The organism is Pseudoalteromonas sp. NFXS53, from assembly GCF_056629255.1.
Genome location: NZ_JBWVBR010000004.1, coordinates 106,464 through 124,607, shown reverse-complemented (window position 1 = coordinate 124,607; position 18,144 = coordinate 106,464). Strand labels below are relative to the sequence as shown.

The 18,144-nt window shown below is 41.9% G+C and carries 16 protein-coding genes; 7 read left to right on the top strand and 9 right to left on the bottom strand.

From position 1 onward, the window contains the following. The first annotated feature begins 222 nt into the window (after window positions 1–222). A complete protein-coding gene (locus AC1HJP_RS06855) occupies window positions 223–843 on the top strand; it encodes a hypothetical protein (protein ID WP_480361170.1) in 621 nt (206 codons plus the stop codon). A 25-nt stretch (window positions 844–868) separates the two neighbouring features. Here AC1HJP_RS06855 and AC1HJP_RS06850 read toward each other — a convergent pair whose 3' ends face one another. Then, window positions 869–2,095: a response regulator gene (locus tag AC1HJP_RS06850; protein ID WP_480361169.1), complete on the bottom strand. Its 1,227-nt coding sequence runs from the start codon at window positions 2,093–2,095 to the stop codon at window positions 869–871. Between the two features lie 226 nt (window positions 2,096–2,321). Between AC1HJP_RS06850 and AC1HJP_RS06845 the strand changes: the two genes are divergently transcribed. The 3 genes from AC1HJP_RS06845 (at window position 2,322) to rluA (ending at window position 6,066) form a co-directional block, all read left to right on the top strand. Next, a complete protein-coding gene (locus AC1HJP_RS06845) occupies window positions 2,322–3,236 on the top strand; it encodes a DMT family transporter (protein ID WP_480361168.1) in 915 nt (304 codons plus the stop codon). A gap of 181 nt (window positions 3,237–3,417) precedes the next feature. After that, window positions 3,418–5,286: a methyl-accepting chemotaxis protein gene (locus tag AC1HJP_RS06840; RefSeq protein WP_480361167.1), complete on the top strand. Its 1,869-nt coding sequence runs from the start codon at window positions 3,418–3,420 to the stop codon at window positions 5,284–5,286. Between the two features lie 126 nt (window positions 5,287–5,412). Continuing rightward, complete coding sequence (rluA, locus tag AC1HJP_RS06835; protein WP_480361166.1) at window positions 5,413–6,066, top strand: bifunctional tRNA pseudouridine(32) synthase/23S rRNA pseudouridine(746) synthase RluA; 654 nt, start codon at window positions 5,413–5,415, stop codon at window positions 6,064–6,066. A gap of 77 nt (window positions 6,067–6,143) precedes the next feature. On the opposite strand, the gene AC1HJP_RS06830 is transcribed toward rluA, so the two are convergent. The 8 genes from AC1HJP_RS06830 to nudF all read right to left on the bottom strand — a co-directional run bounded on the left by AC1HJP_RS06830 (window position 6,144) and on the right by nudF (window position 14,926). Further along, complete coding sequence (locus tag AC1HJP_RS06830; RefSeq protein WP_480361165.1) at window positions 6,144–7,451, bottom strand: amidohydrolase; 1,308 nt, start codon at window positions 7,449–7,451, stop codon at window positions 6,144–6,146. A gap of 113 nt (window positions 7,452–7,564) precedes the next feature. Next, the gene (locus AC1HJP_RS06825; protein ID WP_480361164.1) at window positions 7,565–8,023 is read right to left on the bottom strand and encodes a helix-turn-helix domain-containing protein; all 459 of its coding nucleotides are present in this window, start codon (window positions 8,021–8,023) and stop codon (window positions 7,565–7,567) included. A 165-nt stretch (window positions 8,024–8,188) separates the two neighbouring features. Continuing rightward, window positions 8,189–10,486 carry a DNA topoisomerase IV subunit A gene (gene parC / locus AC1HJP_RS06820; protein WP_480361163.1) on the bottom strand — a complete coding sequence of 766 codons (2,298 nt, stop codon included), beginning with the start codon at window positions 10,484–10,486 and terminating at the stop codon, window positions 8,189–8,191. Between the two features lie 113 nt (window positions 10,487–10,599). Continuing rightward, on the bottom strand, window positions 10,600–12,489 hold the full coding sequence (gene parE, locus AC1HJP_RS06815) for a DNA topoisomerase IV subunit B (RefSeq protein ID WP_058030634.1): 1,890 nt from the start codon (window positions 12,487–12,489) through the stop codon (window positions 10,600–10,602). Further along, the gene (locus AC1HJP_RS06810; protein WP_480361162.1) at window positions 12,470–13,090 is read right to left on the bottom strand and encodes a YqiA/YcfP family alpha/beta fold hydrolase; all 621 of its coding nucleotides are present in this window, start codon (window positions 13,088–13,090) and stop codon (window positions 12,470–12,472) included. Before AC1HJP_RS06810 ends, parE begins: the two co-directional genes overlap by 20 nt. After that, window positions 13,075–13,848, bottom strand: a complete 774-nt coding sequence (locus AC1HJP_RS06805; RefSeq protein ID WP_480361161.1) for a metallophosphoesterase family protein — start codon at window positions 13,846–13,848, stop codon at window positions 13,075–13,077. Before AC1HJP_RS06805 ends, AC1HJP_RS06810 begins: the two co-directional genes overlap by 16 nt. After that, window positions 13,835–14,290 carry a DUF1249 domain-containing protein gene (locus AC1HJP_RS06800; RefSeq protein ID WP_480361160.1) on the bottom strand — a complete coding sequence of 152 codons (456 nt, stop codon included), beginning with the start codon at window positions 14,288–14,290 and terminating at the stop codon, window positions 13,835–13,837. Before AC1HJP_RS06800 ends, AC1HJP_RS06805 begins: the two co-directional genes overlap by 14 nt. A gap of 12 nt (window positions 14,291–14,302) precedes the next feature. Continuing rightward, on the bottom strand, window positions 14,303–14,926 hold the full coding sequence (gene nudF, locus AC1HJP_RS06795; protein ID WP_480361159.1) for an ADP-ribose diphosphatase: 624 nt from the start codon (window positions 14,924–14,926) through the stop codon (window positions 14,303–14,305). A 166-nt stretch (window positions 14,927–15,092) separates the two neighbouring features. On the opposite strand from nudF, the gene tolC reads away from it, so the two are divergent. The 3 genes from tolC to AC1HJP_RS06780 all read left to right on the top strand — a co-directional run bounded on the left by tolC (window position 15,093) and on the right by AC1HJP_RS06780 (window position 18,112). After that, complete coding sequence (tolC, locus tag AC1HJP_RS06790) at window positions 15,093–16,433, top strand: outer membrane channel protein TolC (protein WP_480361158.1); 1,341 nt, start codon at window positions 15,093–15,095, stop codon at window positions 16,431–16,433. A 121-nt stretch (window positions 16,434–16,554) separates the two neighbouring features. Further along, entirely contained in the window at window positions 16,555–17,481 is a 927-nt protein-coding gene (gene lpxL, locus AC1HJP_RS06785) for an LpxL/LpxP family Kdo(2)-lipid IV(A) lauroyl/palmitoleoyl acyltransferase (RefSeq protein WP_480361157.1), read from the top strand. 16 nt (window positions 17,482–17,497) lie between these two features. Further along, entirely contained in the window at window positions 17,498–18,112 is a 615-nt protein-coding gene (locus tag AC1HJP_RS06780) for a TcpQ domain-containing protein (RefSeq protein WP_480361156.1), read from the top strand. The last annotated feature ends 32 nt before the right edge of the window (window positions 18,113–18,144 follow it).

Here is an 18,144-nt window from a genome sequence, read left to right as displayed (position 1 = left end):
TGGCTGGCCTCTTTTTCCCCTCAATTACATTTCTTTCTAAACCTGCAAACAGATATCAATTGCACTTCCAAAGCCCCTGCCTAGTAGTATTACTAGAGAGTTGATGATTTTTCATCGTGAACTTACCTTTTTTCTATTTACCCTAATCAGATACAGCCCTATTATGTTTTTGATAATCCTCTTAACCAAAAGAGGTTGCCACTTAACTTCAGGGGATGGACGATGATTTTTCAAACTAAAAAAGCACGGGCAAATATCATCAAAGTTTTATTTGAATCTGGGTTAATCGTATTCAGTGTACTATTGGCTTTATTTTTGAGTGAAATGCATTCGCAAGTTAAAAAAGACCAAGAAAAAGTCCGTGCCCTGCAACTCATAAAAGCTGAATTAACAACCAATAAAGCATTGCTAGAACAGTGGCGACCTTATCATCAACAAGTACTTGCCAATGTTGAATCTGCTATTACCGAGCCACCTGAGTTTCTAGATAGTAGTAAGCAACGAGCATTTATTTTGAGTCAGATGCCAAATGGTTTAGTGCAAGATATGTTAAGAAACTCCGCCTGGGATGCACTAAAGCAATCAGGGATCTCTTCAAATATGCGTATAGAGACTATCTCTGCGTTAAATACCCTATATCGTTTTCAAACCTTAAGCATAGAAGCAACTTTGACTCGATTAGGGGATATTTTTTACTCCCGAGAGTCTGTCAGAGAGGCATATTTATTAGAAACACTTTATTTAATGAGAAACCTGCTGCAAGAGCTAACCGCACAAGAAGAGTTTATGATCATCAATTACCAAAATGCCATCAAGGATATAGACAAACTACTCACTGAGTAGCGCCCTACTCATTAACAAATTGTCACTAAAATAGTTCTACGTCCATTTGGTAGCCGTCTTCATCGTCAATATCTACCTCGGCACCTTGCATAAAGCAGATGTCTTGCTGAGTTGCAGAAATCACGCCTTCTAGATCTCCGACTAAGGACTTCATCTCTTTTAAAATGTGCACAAACGTAATATTCACTTCATTTGAGTTACTTAAGTGCTCAGAGACTTCGTCAAATGTATTGGTGATAGAATCAAGGATAAACTCTTCTTGGTCCGGCTCAAGCGCAAGCTTGGGTAATTCAAGTTGCATACTCGTGGCAAGGCGTTCGATACTTTCTCCCGCATCGGCTTGGTGAACATGTAAGCTCTTGACAAGATCCTGTAATGAATGGCGAATATTGGTGAAAGCAAAATGGGTTTTCTCGCCTTGTTTAAGTAAGAGATCATTGGTTTCCATCAATCTAAGTTTGGCATCGGTGGCACCTAAAACAGTAGGCAAAACATCTTTGAATCGCCCATATTTTTCAGGGCTGTGTAAAGGCATGTTTTTTACAAGCAGGGTTACTTTCGGATAATTGATAATCGTGCGGCAACCAAAATCAATAAACCGCTTATTAGTGCGACAGCTTTCTAGCAATTCTTGCTCTATGGGCGACAGTAAACCTGAGCTACAATAGGTAAATGCCTTGCCATTAAAATCAAACAACACTGAGCATTTCAAACCTAGGCTAGACGTTAAATCGAGCAACTGTTTAGCTAAAGAATCTAACTGGCGAATACCATAGGTCATTTCAACAAAGCGCATCACCAAGCCAAGCTCGCTATTACCAGTCATCACATCCATCGCGGTGTTATGCGCCGTTTTTATTTCTGTTTTTAATGAATCTCGCTCTGTTTTATATTTAGCTGACACCTTCAATTTAGCAATTAACTCAACGGTATCAAAAGGCTTGAGTTGATAATCATCAGCACCGGCCTCGTAGCCTAGCATGCGCTCTCTTAAAGTTGTTTTTCCTGACAAAAATACAATTGGAATTTCTTTCGTTGAATTGTCAGACTTCAATACCTCGCAGCATTCATAGCCATTTTGTCCTGGCATTTCAACATCTAGCAAAATCACATCGGGTTGTTCAGCCTTGGCTATTTCAAAGCCTTCTGGTCCATTGTATGCGTGGCAAACACTAAATACCCCATCCGCTGCTTTTCTCACCACTTTATGAATAAAGTTATCATCGTCAATGAGGAGTACTTTAATATCCATGTTTTTCACCATTTTGACCTTTATTATTTGAAGTATAGAAATAGAAGTTGAAAAGGCTAAAAAAAACACCAACACAAATTAGTACTTAAAACGACTTAGATCAAACATTCACACCGCCTTTTGAGCACTCGATAAAACCAGTGCATTTCATCCACTTTTTCGAATAAAACTGAAATAAGTATGATATAAAACGTTATTGTCTAGATTAGGGCTTTAAAGGAAAACCATGCACTCTTTGCAGCAGTCAGAAAATTCGAATGATGCACCAGTTATTCTCGCACTCGTGACCGCGATGCTATTTTGGGGCGCGAGTTGGATTTCGGGGAAAATCATTGCCGATATGGCCCCAGCAAAGCTCACCGTTTTTTATCGCCTGGCACTGGCAACCGTTAGTATGCTACCTATTCTTTTTCTAGTAAAAAAATTCAAACTAGTAAATTTACGCTTTGCTATGCCCGCTTTACTGTGGTCTTTACCCGCAGGACTTTTGCTGGCCAGTTATAATCAGTTGTTCTTCTTAGGCTTACATGACGGTTTACCTGGTAAAGGCGGCATGCTGGTTACAACCATAAACCCCATTATGACATTTGCGCTTGCTGCTATTTTTAATCAGCAAAAGTTTAGACCTTTGCAGCTCGTGGGTATGCTATTAGGCCTTGCGGGTGGCATGATGATGATTGAGGTTTGGCATTTTGATACCGAGCAAATTTTTGCATCAGGTAACTTATTCTTTGTACTCGCAGCACTTTCATGGGCTTTTCTGACACTTGCCAGCCAACGTGGAACTCAATTTGCCGACTTCATGACATTTAGCGCGCTAATGTACTTATGGGCCAGCATATTGAGTTATATATTTGCCTTTGATTTAGACCCTCTTACTTCAATGACTCACTATCCTGAGGTTTATTGGCACCATATGCTATTTCTATCCGTGATCGTGGTCAGTATTGCCACTAGTGTGTTTTTCTTGGCAAACCAAAAAATAGGCCCGAGTCGCTCTAGTTCATTTATCTTTGTGGTCCCTGTAACCGCTATGGGATTGTCGGTTTGGTATTTTGGAGAAACCATTCCTTTGAGTGTTGCTATTGGCGGCACGTTGGCTCTTTCAGCCGTCTATTTAATCAATACCAGCAAACAATAAAACACTTTTAATTTTACTCTTTGAGTTAGGTTGTGTTTTAAGCATTTAAACCCTAGACTTTAGTAGGGTTTAGCATTTAGCCGAGTGAGTGATTGCGCTGAGTAATCACTCACAAATCAACAGATACAAATCAAAACTTTAATAATAATAAATGACTGGCCTCAGGCCTTTGGAGTTATGTGTGAAGTTTAAACACAAAATCATCGTCATATCCTCACTGGTCTTACTGCTTGCACTGACTGTGCTGTCTATAAAACAATATTTCTCGCTTAAAAGTAACCTTGAAAAACAAGTTGAACAAAGCGTGACCGAAATTATTCAAGGGATCAGCAACACAGTCACAGCCCAAATGCAAGGCAGTGCGAACTTGGCTAGCCTAACCACTGATTTAGTGGCGCAAACAGACAGCTTAAACGAGGCAGCTCCTCTACTAAGCCAACAAAAGCTGCAACAAGAATTTATATTGATTGGTTACGGGGAAGAGCTTACGGGCAAATATGTTGCCAGCGACCCGAGCTGGAACCCCGGCCCAACATGGGACCCAAGAAAGCGCCCTTGGTATCAAGATGCAAAAAACGCAGGCAAGTTGATTGTGACTGCGCCTTATGCCGATTCAGTATCGAAAGAAATCCTCGTTTCAATTGGTACGCCAGTTAAAAAATCAGGTCAATTTCATGGTGCTATTTTCTTTGATGTGAGCTTAGCAAAACTGAGTAATATGATTAACTCATTCAACTTATTTGACGCCGGTTTCGCCTTCATGGTGAGTGAAGACGGTACCATTATTTCTCACCCTGATAGCAAATTAAATGGTCAAAAAGCCTCTAAATTCTTAGGTAAAACTCAATTTAGACAAACCATGCAAAGCATAGAGCTCAATGGTAAAGAGCACATACTGGTGTTTCAACAAGTTGAAGGATTTGATTGGCTGGTTGGCGTGGCACTTGAAAAAGATAAAGTATTTGCCGCGGTTGATAACTTAACCAGTGACTCAATCACTTTCACTATTTTATTTGTGATTATTGCTGTTGTACTGCTTTCTATTGTGATTAATGTTCTACTTAAGCCGCTCGAGGATATTAATGACGCAATGGCGAATATTGCAAAAGGCAATGCTGATTTAACTGTGCGATTAAACACTGATAGCGACCCTGAATTTTCTGAATTGGCAGAAAACTTCAACTTATTCACTGCACGTCTACAGGGGATCATTGAGCAAATTCAAAGCCTAGGTCGTGAAATTCTTGCAGATGCGAAGCAAACGTCAAATGATGCAAACCAATCTAGACAAGAAATCTCTCGTCAGGTGAATGCACTAGGTGCGTTAGTCGAGGCGACAGCCAGTATGTCTGATACCGAACAGCGTGTTGCCAATACCGCACAAGAAGCCGCTTCAGCGATTCAAAATACCGATACAGCAGCACAAGACGGTCAAAAGGTTGTTTCAGAAACTACCTCTTCAATTGCGCAATTATCCGAGCAAATAAGCGATGCTGTTAATGTTGTGAATGAACTTGAAGTCTCAACAAGTGGTATCGAACAAATTCTGTCTGTGATCAATGGCATTGCCGAGCAAACTAACCTGTTAGCACTGAATGCGGCAATTGAAGCAGCCCGTGCAGGTGAATCAGGTCGAGGCTTTGCGGTAGTTGCCGATGAAGTCAGAACACTTGCACAGCGCACACAAGAAGCGACTACTGAAATCAAATCGATGATTGATCAACTGCAAGCTGGTGCTATGAGTGCAGTTCAAGTTATGAAACAAAGTCAGCAAGTGGTACAAACGACGGTAGGTAAAGCCGATGAAACCAAACATGCCCTTGACGCAATTCGTGATTCAATTGCACATATTGTTGATTTAAATATGCAAATCGCCAATATGCTACATGAACAAAGACAAGTGGTCACAGACGTCAATGACAATGCCTCTGAAATTCGTATTATCTCAGATACTGTGCTTTCTCAAGCTGCCAATGTCGACCAAACCATGCAGTCACAGTTTGATAAAATTGCACATCAAGAAGATATGCTTGAGCAGTTTAAAGTTTAGCGAAAATCGATAACTTTAAAAATTTAAAACAGACTCCTATGAGTCTGTTTTTGTATGCGAAGTTAACTCGCTTATTACCTTTGCCTTAAGGTAGAATAGCGCCCTTGCTAAAAACGAGGTATTACTGTGCTACTTAATTACGCTCCCCCACTAGACCCATATTTAGATATTCTGTATCAAGATGACGATATGTTGGTTATCAATAAGCCCAGTGGATTGTTAACAGTACCCGGTAAAGACCCAAAGCATGCAGATTGTGCAATTGCGCGAGTAAACCGTGTTTTTCCAAGTGCGCGAATAGTCCATCGTTTAGATATGGCGACTTCTGGTGTACTGTGTTTGGCCATGCACAAAGAAGCACATCGCTTTTTGAGTATTCAGTTTCAAGATAGATTGACCAACAAGTATTACATTGCCCGTGTGCATGGCAAATTAGCGCAGCCTACAGGCTCAGTTGATTTACCGCTGACGTGCGATTGGCCTAACCGACCAAAACAAATGGTGTGCCACGAAAGTGGTAAACCGTCTTTGACACATTTTGAAGTGTTAGACTATGAAGCAGCTGCAACGCGCGTAAAACTCACTCCTATCACAGGGCGCTCACATCAGTTGAGAGTACACATGTTATCACTCGGTCATGTGATCTTAGGTGACAGGTTATATGCTAAAGATGAAGCGCTAGCCGCAGCAAACCGTTTGCAGCTACATGCTGAAATGTTGCAAATCGCACATCCTCGCAATGAAGAGATGATGACTTTTACCACACCAGCACCGTTTTAAATAAAAGCGCTGCATTTTATCTTGCGGCGCTTCTTATCATTTAGCTAAATAACCTGAGCTCAGGTTAGATAACAAAATTACTGCTTAAAAAGATCGAGTGCACTCGCTGTCATGGCTCTTACACCCGTATGTACTGCCAATTCATAATCTGGCGCAAACTTACTAGAATGCAATGAAGGTAAAGGCTCACCACTTTGCATTGCTGCTTTGTAGCTGCTTGGCTCAACCCCGCCTAACCAAAAAATGGTAATTGGAATGTTTTCTTCAGTACGGCCAAATAAACCAAAGTCTTCGCCCGCCATAACAGGCTCAGCTTTGACAACTTGCGAGTCACCTAACTCCTGTTTAATGCTCTTCGTCATACGAGTTGCAAGTTCAGGGTTATTATAAGTTGATGGAATAGACTCCGATTCATGCACCAACACTTCAGGATAAAGCGACTCATCTAACCCGGCACTTTGCGCAATGCCCGCGGTTAAACGTTTAATTGCTGCAATTTGTTGCTCGCGAACCGCAGGATCATACGAGCGTAACGTTAGCTGCAACTTCACTTCATTTGAAATAATATTGTGCTTTGAGCCACCATGAATTGAACCGACTGTGATAACAGACGGCTTAAGCGGTGATATTTCTCGACTGGTAATGGTTTGCAGACCTAAAACAATGCGAGATGCTAATACCACAGGATCGATAGTGGTATGTGGGTAAGCACCATGTCCGCCTTTGCCTTTGACTGAAATATCCACCGAATCAACGTTCGCTAAAGCATACCCGGGCGCAATTGCCACTTGCCCAGCAGGGAGTGATGCACTGGTATGTAAACCCAACACATAGTCAGGCTTTGCAAACTCTTTAAATAACCCCTCTTTGATCATGGCTTTGGCACCGCCACCGACTTCTTCAGCAGGCTGAGCAACCATCATCAGCGTCCCTTGCCATTGATCTTTATGCTTCATTAACTGCTCAGCAGTACCGATCATACTGGTCATATGAATATCGTGAGCACAGCCATGCATAACACCGACTTGGTTATTATGCTTATCTATCACTTTCACTTTTGATGCATACGGTTTACCTGTCTGCTCTACAATAGGAAGACCATCTGTATCAGCACGGATCATCACTGTTGGGCCATTACCATTTTTATATAAACCAACTACGCCAAAACCACCCACATTGTTAGTGACATCAAAACCAAGCTGATCTAGCTCTTTGGCCAAACGCTTGCCTGTTTGCTCTTCTTGATAGGACAATTCTGGGTTCTGGTGCAAGTGTAAATAAAGCTGATTGAGTTTAGGTAAACTTTGTTGAACCGATTTATCTAAATCTAGGGCGTGAATATTAGCACTGAGTAATAAGGCTAAGCTAAGAGTCAGTTTTTTCATTTTTTGTTTTTATCTTGTGTAATAAGTGAGCATTAAACTTATCAGCTTCAGTCGCTTTTCGCCAATAGCAACTGGTCTAATACTCACTTTAGAAACTGACTGAACATAATAAATTAAGTGTGCTCTGCATCACTCCAGATACTGTACTTATTGCCAAGCCATAAACAAAAATTAAAGAAATACCCGACTCCCAACATAATGATGCCGCCCGCCAATGCTGGCTGACTGATAAGGCCTAGTAAGCAGAATAAATAACCACTAATGTGGCAAGTAAATAATGCCCGAACTGTCGCTCGTTTTGACGGCGTTAAATTGAGATAATTTAAAGCAAACCAACATCTGACCCACAGTGGCGCAGCTTGCCATAACTCTTCTTGTGTTTTCATATCTAACCTCGTTTGTTGCAATGTATCTACATTCACTTCTAAAACAGAAGCAAGGCATTTTAATGATTCCAAACTGGCATTATGACCGCTTTCGATTCGCTGAATTGTACGCACATTGAGGCCTGACATTTCGGCTAACTGCTCTTGGGTTAAGTGTCGACTGACTCTTAATTGTTTTAAAACCATTATTTCTTGTTTCCTTGCTTCCAACGAGGTCACTATGAACAAAGTACAGTGATACAACCACGACATTTACCCGACACGAAATTTTATCTTTAAAGTTCAGATAATTAGTTAATTTGTTTAGCCATTAAAAAAGCCCGCTATTGCGGGCTTTCAAAACTTAGATACTTACTCTGAGCTTTCTGACGGGGCCTCTTCTATCGGCTCTGCCTTGGTAAACTCAATCTCGTATTCATCAACACGTTGAAGCCCTCTTGGTAGTTTATTACCACGACGACCACGTTCACCATAGTAATGTTCTAAATCACTCGGCTTAAGGGTTAGTTTGCGCTTACCTGCATGTAGTGTAACCGATGCACCATCTGGCACACACGCAAGTACTTTTACAAACTCTTCTCGTGCTTGTACTTTCGCGCTTGGAATCGAAATAATCTTATTGCCTTTACCTTTAGCCAGTTTGGGTAAATCACGTAGTGGGAAGATGAGCATTCGGCCTTCATTCGAAATTGCCATACAGCGATCGGTTGCAACATCATTCACAGAAATAGGCGCTATAAGTTCAGCTCCTTTCGGCACAGTTACTAACGCTTTACCATTTTTATTCTTACTGACTAAGTCATTAAAGCCAGTGATGAAGCCATAGCCGCCATCGGTTGCCATTAGGTAAAGCTCTTCTTCTTCGCCCATCACCACATGTTCAAATGTCGCGCCACCCGCTAAGCTAAAGCGACCTGTCATTGGTTCACCTTGGCTTCTGGCTGACGGTAAACTGTGTGCATCCGTCGCAAACGCGCGCCCTGTACTGTCTAAGAATACGGCTGGCTGGTTGCTCTTACCCCGTGCTGAGGCTTTATATTCATCGCCTGAACGATAGTTTAGGCCTTCTGCATCAATATCATGGCCTTTAGCTACACGCGCCCAGCCTTTTTCAGATAGCACCACCGTCACGGCTTCTGAAGGAATTAAATCTTTTTCACTTAAGGCTTTTGACTCTCCACGCTCAACCACTGGCGAGCGACGCTCATCGCCATAAAGCTCTGCAGCTTCTTGAATTTCTTTTTTCATCAAGGTCGACATACGACGATCAGAGCCAAGCGTTAACTCTAACTTGTCACGCTCTGCCGCAAGTTCATCTTGCTCGCCTTTGATTTTCATCTCTTCTAACTTGGCTAAATGACGAAGTTTTAAATCTAGAATGGCTTCAGCTTGCTTATCAGATAGACTAAAGCGCGACATCAACTCAGCTTTTGGATTATCTTCATTACGGATAATTTCAATGACTTCGTCGATGTTTAAGAAGGCAATCATTAAACCTTCTAAAATGTGTAAACGCGCTAAGACTTTATCTAGACGATACTGCAAACGACGACGGACTGTTTCGCGGCGGAAGACAAGCCATTCCGCTAAGATTGAGCGTAAGTCTTTAACTTGCGGTCTGCCATCTAAGCCAATCATGTTCAAGTTAACACGGTAGCTTTTCTCTAAATCTGTGGTTGCAAATAAGTGCGCCATCAGTGGCTCAACTTTCACGCGATTTGAGCGAGGCACAACCACAATGCGCGTTGGGTTTTCATGATCTGATTCATCGCGTAAGTCGGCTACCATAGGCAGCTTTTTCGCGGTCATCTGCGCTGCAATTTGCTCTAATACTTTTGCGCCCGAACACTGATGCGGTAAAGCCGTGATCACCACTTCGCCTTGCTCTTCAGTGTAAACCGCACGCATTTTGATTGAGCCTTTACCCGTGGTATAGATTTTCTGAATATCCGCTTTTGGCGTGATGATTTCAGCATCGGTTGGGTAGTCAGGTGCCTGAACGAGCTCTAACAACTCTTCCAAGGTTGTTTTTGGTTTATCAAGTAACGTACAACAGGCAGATGCTAACTCTCGGACATTATGTGGCGGTATATCTGTCGCCATACCTACCGCAATACCCGTTACGCCATTAAGTAAGATATGGGGTAGACGCGCTGGCAGCACTAGAGGTTCGTTCATAGTGCCGTCGAAGTTCGGGGTCCAATCAACGGTGCCTTGGCCAAGTTCTTTTAACAGCACTTCTGAGAATTTCGATAATCGGGCTTCGGTATAACGCATTGCGGCAAACGACTTAGGATCGTCCGCAGCACCCCAGTTACCTTGACCGTCAACGAGCGGATAGCGGTATGAGAACGGTTGCGCCATTAATACCATGGCTTCGTAACACGCACTGTCACCGTGAGGGTGGTATTTACCCAGTACATCACCGACCGTACGTGCTGATTTTTTATACTTAGCAGCAGCTGAAAGGCCCAACTCGCTCATCGCATATACTATTCGACGTTGCACTGGCTTTAAACCATCGCCAATATGCGGCAGTGCACGGTCCATGATCACGTACATGGAATAATTGAGGTAGGCGTCTTCAGTAAAACGCCCCATGGTTTGTTGTTCTATGCCCTGTAAGGACAAGGTTTGCGGATCTGTCATATCGCGCCCTATTGTTATTATCTTTATACGCTTTCATTAATTGAAATGAACAAAACGTACAAAGCCGCTAGCGATTATATCGTTTAGCGGCTACTCAATTTTAAAATCTATTCTTATACTTCGGCTCTGTCGCCATGCTCTTCAAGCCATGATTTGCGATCACCCGAGCGCTTTTTCGCAAGCAGCATATCCATCATTTCAATGGTGTGCTCTTCTTCGTCTAACGTCAGCTGTACTAGACGGCGCGTATTTGGATCCATAGTCGTTTCACGCAACTGCATTGGGTTCATCTCACCCAGACCTTTAAATCGCTGTACGTTCACTTTACCGCGTTTTTTCTCGGCTTCAATTCTATCTAAAATACCACGCTTTTCGTCTTCATCGAGTGCGTAATAAACTTCTTTACCAATGTCGATTCGGAATAACGGCGGCATTGCCACATACACATGACCCGCTTTAACTAAGGTCGGGAAGTGCTTAACAAATAGCGCACACAAGAGTGTTGCAATGTGTAATCCATCCGAATCAGCATCAGCAAGAATACAAATTTTGCCATAGCGCAGGCCCGATAAATCAGTTGAATCAGGGTCGATACCCAAAGCCACTGAAATATCATGTACTTCTTGAGATGCTAGAATTTGCCCTGATTCAACTTCCCAAGTATTTAGGATTTTACCGCGAAGTGGCATGATAGCTTGGAATTCACGGTCTCGGGCTTGCTTCGCTGAACCACCCGCCGAGTCACCCTCTACTAGAAATAGCTCTGAGCGTTCGGTTTCACTGCCCGAACAGTCGGTTAGCTTACCCGGTAACGCAGGACCTGATGTGACCTTTTTGCGCACCACTTTTTTCGCTGCGCGCATACGCTTTTGTGCATTGCTGATACACAATTCTGCCAGTAGCTCAGCCGTTTCTGTATGCTCATTTAGCCACAAGCTAAATGCATCTTTTACAATGCCCGATACAAAGGTCGCACATGAACGCGAAGATAGCTTTTCTTTGGTTTGACCTGCGAATTGTGGGTCTTGCATCTTCACCGATAATACGTAGCTACATTTATCCCAGATATCGTCTGGAGTTAGCTTCACGCCTCGGGGCAATAAGTTGCGGAATTCACAAAACTCACGCATCGCCTCTAATAAACCTTGACGAAGGCCATTTACGTGCGTACCACCTTGTGCTGTCGGTATTAAGTTTACGTAACTTTCCGCGATTGACTCGCCACCTTCAGGTAACCAGTGTAGCGCCCAATCAACACCTTCTGTTGAGCCACTAAAGCTACCTGTAAAAGGCGATTTTGGTAATACTTCAAAACCACTTGCTGCGTCTTTTAAGTAATCTTCAAGACCAGCTTCATAATGCCATTCTTGCGTTTCTTTTGTTTGCTTATTAATAAAGCGAATGCGTAAACCTGGGCATAATACCGCTTTGGCTTTTAGTAAGTGATTTAGCTTAGATAAAGAGAAGTTTGCTGAGTCGAAGTAACTTGCATCAGGCCAAAAGTGTACTGAAGTACCTGTATTGCGTTTACCTACCGTGCCCGTGACTTCTAAATCTTGTACTTTATCGCCGTTTTCAAATGCCATTTCATAGACTTGAGCATCGCGGCGAACGCTAATTTCAACACGTGTTGACAAGGCATTTACGACTGAAATACCTACCCCGTGTAGACCACCTGAAAACTGATAGTTTTTATTTGAGAACTTACCACCAGCATGCAGTTTAGTCAGGATCAGTTCTACCCCAGGAATGCCTTCTTCAGGGTGAATATCAATCGGCATACCTCGACCATCATCGATAACCTCTAGTGAGTTATCTTCATGTAGGATGACGTCAATTTTAGTTGCGTGGCCAGCTAATGCTTCATCAACACTGTTATCTATTACTTCTTGGCCTAAATGGTTAGGACGAGTGGTATCTGTGTACATTCCCGGGCGACGTTTTACAGGTTCTAACCCGTTTAAAACTTCTATCGCTTCGGCATTATAATTCTGCTGGCTCATGGCTTAATTCTTTATCTTTTTTATTCGATTTGTTGTACGTGATTTTAAGAAATTTGGCAACGGTGTCAAAGTAGCGTTCAAAACCTACAAAACTATGATCACCGGCAAACTCTACATGTTGCGCGCTTTGTTTGAAATAATCAACCGCCTGCTGAAATGGAAGCACTTCATCACCCATTTGTTGCAGTAATAAAACATTGCTTGGCTGAGAAAGCGTCTCAACATAAAACGACTTTAATGCAGCAACATGCTCTAACGTCAATTCATAATGCATGTCTTGATAGGGATTATACTGTGGTCCCAAGTAATCTGCTAATAATTCAAAAGGCTTAACAGCCGGATTAATCACAACTGCTTTAATGTTATGCAACTGCGACAAATAGGTCGCATAAAAGCCACCTAAAGAACTCCCCAACAACACTGTGTGTTGATCAATTAGCTGGGTAAGCTGAATGATGGCAACTCTGGGGTCATAGTTTAATCTCGGTGAGATGTACTCAATATCAGGATAATGCCTTGATATCCATTGTCCAAACTGTTGGGCTTTAAATGACTTCTCTGAGCTATTAAACCCGTGGATATAAATTACGCGTTTAACCATATCACCTCTGTTTTAAGCACTGAACGTGAGAAATCAATCAAACGCACTGCTGGCCCCAAATTTTGCTGCTGCCAATTAGGGGTTACTTTTGAAAACTGAATCGAAGTTGCCGGTGTTGCTAACACTGGCATCTCTCTAAAGCTCTGCGAGTAATCGTTATGCACATGACCGTGAATAAGCGCTTTTACTTTTTCACTCTCAACCAAGGTGTTTAATAACTGCGGCCCATTTTCTAAAATGTGTTTATCTAAATAACCGTTGATTGGCACAGGATGATGATGACATAGCGCAAGCACTTGATTTTCAGTTTCATGCAAATGCGTGTTTATTTCTTCTAGGTGACTTTGCGTACACCAACCTGCTGGCGTGTCGCCTTTTGAATTCAGCAGCAATACTTCAACGCCATCTGCCACTAGTTTTTTATGTGGCAGTATTTGAGTGTTTTCAATCCCTGTATACTCACTCAATTCATCGTGATTACCCGGCAACCAAAATACAGGACAAGTTAAATCACTTTGCTCTAAAAGCTCTGCAAATAACTGATAAGACTCAGCAGTATGATCTTGGGTAATATCGCCACCAAATATTGCCGCATCTAATTGCTGTGTAGCTAGGAATTCGAACGTTGCTGCTAAGTTGCTTGCTGTATTAACAGAAAAGTATTCACCTTCTTTATTAGCGAATAAGTGACAGTCAGTGAAATGAGCAAGTTTTAGATGGCGGGCCTCAAAAGTATAAGTTTGTTCAAACCATGCCATTATTAACATCCCAATTTAACGGCACTCGACCACTTTCTAAACATGCCATCAGCCAATCGCCTAAAAAAGCATTTAGCTGATACTTTTCATCTTTGTGATGCATGCTCGGGTTTGGGTAACCGTAAGAGGGTTTAATACGCTGATGAAAATCATGATGAACCACTTCAGCCACCTTCGCATCGTGATAAAGACGTACGGCAAGGTCTAATTCTGGCAGATAGTCGCTGATTGTTGAGGTTTGTTTAATGGAGATATCTGTGGTGTATTTTGCACAGTCGTCAATATGTACTTCGTAACTGGCATTGGCTAATACGATTTTTCGCTTCTCGCCAACCACTTCTTCAGGTAATACTTTTAACGCGCGTAGGTAGTTACGCTCACATAAGGTAATATACTTAGGGAGAGATTGAATATACGCTTGCCTAGTAACCACATTACTCAACTGTGCACCTCTTTACTCTGCTTGCCATTGTTCCAACATACGGGCTTTATTTAACGCTAACCATTGTAGACTAATCACAGTCGCAGCGTTATCAATTTCTCCACTGTTAAGACGAGCAATTGCTTCATCATAAGGCATTACGTGTACTTTTATATCTTCGTCTTCATTATGTAAGCCATAGATACCACCTGCATTAGATAAGTCTGTTTTCGCCAGATATAAATATAATCGCTCGGTGGTACCGCCTGGACTAGATAAATAAGATGTCATAAATTCAAGCTCTTGCAGCTCTAAACCTGCCTCTTCTTTGGCTTCTTTTCGAACCACATTTTCATAGTTAGTTGATCCCTCGGCCATACCAGCAATACATTCTAATAACCACGGAGACTCTTTTGTTGCCAAAGCGCCAATACGAATTTGCTCTATAAGTAGTACATTATCTGTACTCGGATCGTATGGTAAAACAGCCACAGCGTGACCGCGCTCTAGTATTTCTCTTCGCACTGTTTGGCTCATGCCTCCTGCAAAAAGTGCATGATTAAATTTATACGCATGAATTTTAAAGAAGCCATCAAAAACCGGCTCAATTGATGTGATTTTTACATCATTTTCATTAAATTGATTTATAGACTTCATAAATTTACCTTTAAAAATAGGGGTCTAGCCGCAAAAAACAAGGTGTTTCAACTGTAATATATTCTGTTACACTTGAGCGTAAACTTTTACGTATTTACCCCTTTGCTATTGATAAAAACACGGTAACATACTCTCAATTAAAAATTGTCTAAGGATCGAGCGACAAATGAAAAAAAGCTTATTATCACTACTTGTTGGTTTATCATGCGCTTTAACCAGCACGATTTCTCAAGCCGAAGATTTATTACAAGTTTACGACATTGCAACTGCCAATGATCCTACGGTATTAAAAGCAAAAGCCCAAGCTGACGCACAAAAGTTTGCTAAAGACAGCGCATTAGGTGATTTACTACCGTCATTAGGTTTCAGAATGAGCTATGGTGAAACCGATAGTGATGGTTACGAAGGAAACGACGCAAAAGGTTATGTGTTTGGTAGTTCATCTTCAGACTCTTTCACTCGCACGCTTACTCTTTCACAAACCGTATTCAGTTTAGGTGTGTGGGAAGGTTTAGGCATTGCGGAAAAACAAGCTCTGCAAGCCGAAACTCAATATGCTTTGGCTCAACAAGACCTAATTGTTCGCATTGCACAAGGTTACTTTGACGTTCTAAGTAAACTAGACAATCTTGAATTCGTACAAGCAGAAAAACGCGCAATCGAACGTCAGCTTGAACAAACAAAGCAACGCTATGAAGTTGGCTTAACAGCAATTACAGACGTGCATGAAGCTCAAGCTCAGTTTGACCGTGCTGTTGCTGACGAAATTGTTGCTTCAAATGATGTTGAAACAGCGCGTGAAACTCTAAGAACAATCACTGGCAAATACCACAGCAAACTTGATGCTTTAAACACTGATACTTTTTCAACTGTGAAGCCAACTAAAAAATCAACTGATTTTATTGATATTGCAAAAGAGCGTAATTTATCTTTACAGATCACTAAAGCATCACTAGACATTGCGTCAGATGAAATTGACAGAGCACAAGCGGGTCACTACCCAACACTTGGTTTTGAAGCGTCTTACTCAGATGGTTTAACTAATGCAACAGGTGCTGACGGTAAACCTCGAGGCGACACGACTCAAGTTGGATTAACTTTAAACGTCCCAATCTACTCTGGTGGTAAAACACAAGCAGCGACAGACAGAGCAAGAGCTAATTTTGTTGCAGCGAGTGAAGATCTAGAAAAGAGTATGCGTGACATCACGCGCTCGGTGATCACCTCTTATAACCAGGTGGTGTCTGATGTTGCGACTTATCGAGCACTAGAGCAAGCCGTTGTTTCTGCTGAGAGTGCTTTGCAAGCAACAGAAGCAGGTTTTGAAGTAGGTACTCGTACTATTGTAGACGTACTAGTCAGTACACGAAACCTTTATGCAGCAAAACGTAACCTAGCAAACCTGCGTTATCAATACGTGCTTTCTTCACTTAGACTTAAGCAAGCGACTGGTACACTTTCAAGAGCTGACCTTGAAGCTATTAATAAAGGTCTTTCTGAAGGCTAAAATTAACCCCTGTTAAACAGACACTTAAAATTCTTTTTTCAAAAGCCGGCACTCGCCGGCTTTTGTATTTTGAAAAGCTTATCGTTAAACTATCGACAATTCTGTGTACGAGAGAACTTTTGTGGTCACAAATCCATCTTTTAAACTCGCTTTTTTGGCACCAAAGTATTGGTTAACCTGGCTAGGTGTGCTTTTCCTTTACCTAATTTCTTGGCTTCCGCAAAAAATACAAATATGGTTAGGTCAAGGCCTTGGAAAATTAGTCCATAAATATGTTAAGAAACGCCGCAAAATTGCCGAAGTAAATATTAAGCTTTGTTTTCCTGATATGAGCGAGGCTGAACAGGCTAAACTTGTAAAAGAGAATATGGAAAACACAGGCGTAGCAACATTAGAAACGGGCATGGCATGGTGGTGGCCAAATTGGCGAGTTAAAAATGTGATCGGTTCTATTAAAGGCTTTGAACATGTTGAACGCGTGCAAGCTGATGGTAAAGGAGTGCTTTTACTTGTACCACATATGCTGCATCTTGAAATGCTAGGGCGAATTGTCGGCTCTATTCAGCCTGGAGTTGGATTCTACCGCCCTCATAACAATGCCTTGATGGAGTTTTTTATGACTCGAGGGCGACTTCGCTCGAATGAGGCATTGATCGGTAAAAGAGATGTAAAAGGCTTATTACAATCACTAAAAAACAAAAAAATGTGTTACTACTTACCCGATCAAGATTATGGCCGTAACCGCTGTGAGTTTACTTCGTTTTATGCGGTAAAAGAAACAGCGACAACGACAGGCACCTTGCTATTTGCAGCGAGTAGGCACTGTGAGGCGTTAAGCTTATCAGGCTTTCGAGATGAACAAGGTAAGTATCATATTGAATTTCATCCACTACTAGAGAATTTCCCTAGTGGTAATGACAATAATGATGTTAGACGCGTAAATGAACGCATGGAGCAGTCAATTGATAAAGCACCTTCGCAATATATGTGGCTGCACCGCAGGTTCAAAACACGACCTGACGAGAATGCTCCATCGTACTACAAGTAAAACATGAGTATTATGTATGGCTAAAAAGAACAAAAGAAAAAAGTCGTCTTCAACTGGGTTTTGGTTAAAACATCTCGCCCTGAGCGCTATTTTAATTGCTGCAGCCTATTATGTGCTTAATGGTACACTGCCTGAGAATATGGATATGACCAAAACCAGTAATGCTGCTGCGCAAGGTCTATCGCAATTTTATGAAAGTTTTAGGAACCGTGTCAGCGAGCGAGATACTGAACGTGATCAGTATGTCATAAATTTAGGAAAACCAACCTTTCCTCTAGATGACGCACTTGCACAACGCGGCCTCGTTGTAAAACCTTCCTCTCCCGGTTGGACCGGGGAGCTAGCGCCCCGACGCTTTGAATCAGGTGGCACTTTAAAAGAAGTCTTAGCCAACTATGCCCGCGAAGAAGGCATTGAACTATTTTGGTATTTAGAAAGAGATTATGTCGTCAAACATAACTTCAGAGTTGATAGTAATTTTGTGTCGGCGCTTTACCAGGTTGGTCGCGCAATCAATGATGACTTCGAGTACGAAGTGTATACTTTCTTTTGCCCGAACCATCGTGCAGCAGTCATCACAGAAAAACCTTCTCACTTTGTTAGATCAAATTGTAGAAGGTTAAGTAAGTAAGCACCCATGAATAAACGGGGCTTGATTTAGCC

Coding starts and splice junctions, on each gene's coding strand:
- AC1HJP_RS06855 (WP_480361170.1), top strand. CDS start 223: ATGATTTTTCAAACTAAAAAAGCACGGGCAAATATCATCAAAGTTTTA.
- AC1HJP_RS06850 (WP_480361169.1), bottom strand. CDS start 2,095: ATGGATATTAAAGTACTCCTCATTGACGATGATAACTTTATTCATAAA.
- AC1HJP_RS06845 (WP_480361168.1), top strand. CDS start 2,322: ATGCACTCTTTGCAGCAGTCAGAAAATTCGAATGATGCACCAGTTATT.
- AC1HJP_RS06830 (WP_480361165.1), bottom strand. CDS start 7,451: ATGAAAAAACTGACTCTTAGCTTAGCCTTATTACTCAGTGCTAATATT.
- AC1HJP_RS06825 (WP_480361164.1), bottom strand. CDS start 8,023: ATGGTTTTAAAACAATTAAGAGTCAGTCGACACTTAACCCAAGAGCAG.
- parC (WP_480361163.1), bottom strand. CDS start 10,486: ATGACAGATCCGCAAACCTTGTCCTTACAGGGCATAGAACAACAAACC.
- parE (WP_058030634.1), bottom strand. CDS start 12,489: ATGAGCCAGCAGAATTATAATGCCGAAGCGATAGAAGTTTTAAACGGG.
- AC1HJP_RS06810 (WP_480361162.1), bottom strand. CDS start 13,090: ATGGTTAAACGCGTAATTTATATCCACGGGTTTAATAGCTCAGAGAAG.
- AC1HJP_RS06805 (WP_480361161.1), bottom strand. CDS start 13,848: ATGGCATGGTTTGAACAAACTTATACTTTTGAGGCCCGCCATCTAAAA.
- nudF (WP_480361159.1), bottom strand. CDS start 14,926: ATGAAGTCTATAAATCAATTTAATGAAAATGATGTAAAAATCACATCA.
- tolC (WP_480361158.1), top strand. CDS start 15,093: ATGAAAAAAAGCTTATTATCACTACTTGTTGGTTTATCATGCGCTTTA.
- AC1HJP_RS06780 (WP_480361156.1), top strand. CDS start 17,498: ATGGCTAAAAAGAACAAAAGAAAAAAGTCGTCTTCAACTGGGTTTTGG.